The organism is Methanospirillum sp. (genome assembly GCF_028679455.1).
GTDB lineage: Archaea > Halobacteriota > Methanomicrobia > Methanomicrobiales > Methanospirillaceae > Methanospirillum.
This window is the reverse complement of the sequence record NZ_JAJRBM010000346.1, coordinates 1-2591: the sequence shown is the minus strand read 5'-3', so window position 1 is coordinate 2591 and position 2591 is coordinate 1. Positions and strand designations below refer to the sequence as shown.

2 protein-coding genes are annotated in these 2591 nt (G+C 46.4%); one reads left to right on the top strand and one right to left on the bottom strand.

Annotation, left to right across the window (positions count from 1 at the left end; all coding sequences use genetic code 11):
• The coding region (locus LUQ50_RS11820; protein WP_300040038.1) for a methyl-accepting chemotaxis protein at nucleotides 1–2205 on the top strand (2205 nt) is incomplete at its 5' end.
• Between the two features lie 41 nt (nucleotides 2206–2246).
• On the opposite strand, the gene LUQ50_RS11815 is transcribed toward LUQ50_RS11820, so the two are convergent.
• A partial coding sequence (locus LUQ50_RS11815; protein ID WP_300040037.1) for a CAP domain-containing protein occupies nucleotides 2247–2591 on the bottom strand: 345 nt, incomplete at its 5' end.

Below are 2591 nucleotides of genomic sequence, written 5' to 3'. Positions count from 1 at the left end.
TCAACAGATCTTCTGAGGTTAGATACGCTGCAATCCGTTCGTGAAGCGTTAGATACCAAAGAATGGGATGTGGTCCTCTGTGATTATGCTCTTCCAGGTTTTAACGGGCTTGATGTTCTGCAGGAATTTACAAAAAGATCCCTTGACATTCCATTTATTGTTATTTCAGGTGAGATCGGTGAGGATACTGCTGTCTCGCTCATGAAGAGTGGTGCTCATGATTATATTTTTAAAGGAAATCTGAAACCACTTATCCCGGTTATCCAACGCGAAATACGTGAGTCAGAAAACCGGAAAAAGAGCAGGGAGAATGATCAGCTTCGTGAGGCAGAGGCACGAAAATACCGGGCCATGATTGATGCGGCATATGATGCCATTACCCTTTTTGACAAGGAAATTCTCCTCGAATGCAACACCACGACCTCGGAAATATTTGGTATTCGTGGTGAGGATATCCTCGGAAAAAACCTCCGTGATCTTGCCCCTCCCGCGCAACCGGATGAAACTGACTCGATGAGTTTTTTCAGGAAACGGCATGATGAAGCACTCAACGGCATTCCACAAAACTTTGAAATTGTTCTCAATCGCGGTGACGGTACTTCCTTTGATGCCGAAGTCACCCTGAAAGTTCTGGACCTTCCTGAAGGACAACGAACCCAGGCAACGTTCCGTGACATTACAGAGCGGAAACGGGTAGAACGGGAGATGAAAGATCAGATGGAGACTATCCGTGAACTCCAGCAGCAGGAGATGACGATGATTAATCAGAATCCGCTCCCGCTCCTTCTGATGGATCTAAATCTTCGCATTCTCAAGGTTAATGAATCATTCCTGCAGATGAGCGGGTTCACCGAGACTCAACTTCTTGCGATGAAAGCCCATGATTTTAAAATAATCGAAAAGTCCGGGATGGGCCTGAAAGAAGCGGTGAAAACAAAAAAAGCAGTAACAGGGAATCTGATAGTTGAGTTTCCTGCAGGGATACACCATATTGAACAGGACATCATCCCGCTGCTGGACAAACATGACAAAGTTTCCAGCGTAATGTCCACCTATAAGGATCGTACCGATGAGATCGGGAAAGAGAAAGAGATCCAGCGGATGATCCAGGAAGCAAAAGACCACTCATCAGCATTGGATGCAAGTGCTCAGGATCTTGCAGGTGCTTTTGAAAAGGTATCAGCTGGAGATCTGACTGCATCGATAGCGGTCAGAGAGGATGATCCTCTTGGTGTTGTTAAAAACGATGCCATAAAGACGGTGGGTGCTCTCCGTAATGCTCTTCAGGAAGTGAACCGGGTTTCCGGGGAAGTATCTGATACCATGCAGGAGATTAGCAAGGGTTCTGAGTCCATTGCACAAGCGGCAATGCAGGTGGTTCAAACCGTCCAGCAGTCTGCTGAAACCGGCAAGGATCTTATCGCCCATATTGAGGATATTACCGATCAGATCTCTACACTCTCTGCATCAAATGAGGAGATCACCAGTACATCCCAGGAGATTCTCAAGCATGCCCAGGATGTAACGGTACGGGGAAGTGAAGCGCAGGCCCTTGGAAATGAAGCGAATGATCGGATGGATGTGGTAAAACAGATCGCTCAGGAGAGTGTTGAGGATATTGAAGAACTCAATAGCCAGATCCGTGAGATCAATAAGATTGTTAAGATGATCAATGATATCGCGGGACAGATCAATCTGCTCTCCCTGAATGCGGCAATAGAGGCAGCCAGGGCCGGAGATGCGGGTCGGGGATTTGCAGTGGTAGCAGGTGAGGTGAAGAACCTTGCCGCTGATGCCCGCAAAGCAACGGATCACATTTCTGATGTTATTAATGCCATCCAGCGGAGTAGTGAGAAGACATCTACTGCCATCCGGTCTTCTCACTCTGAGATCGCTCACGGAGTTGAGAGTGTAACCAAGACGATAGAGTCACTCAATCAGATGGTGAACGGAGCTTCAGAAGTTACCAGGGACATGCAGGAGATTGTAAGAGCAATTGAAGATCAGGCCAACATCTCCACCTCGGTAGTGAATACTGCACATGAAGGCCTTAAACTGACCGGTGAGAATCTGAAACAGGTAGAAGAACTCTCAACGCTTGCAGAGCAGGTCAGTGCATCGGTTGAAGAGATTAACAGCGCCATCATGGAAGTTGGTGATCTCACCAGTCAGCTAAAAACAGAGATTCACCGGTTTAAGGTATAAACCCGGAAACCACTTTTTTCAATTGATATCTCATTCCCCGCTTAGAAGAAATTCTGAGTGACATAATAACTTGTCCCATCAAATGATGTGCCAAGGCCGATTACTTCAAATTCTGGCAGAAGCAGGGTTGTTTTGTGAGATATACTATTCATAAATGATTGAATGGTTACAGAAGCAACCTGGTCCGGATTATCAGGGTTGATATCCCCGAACTGGTATACGTCGCCGATAGGGATCTTCACAATATTTTCACTGATACCATAGAATTTCTGTCCGTTTGGCAGAGTTCTGAGTTGATTATAATGGTGACGGGCTGCCCTGTCAATCGGGCTTTCTCCTGTTGGATTGATATGATCAAAGAACTGCCGGTCTGCCATATCCTGACT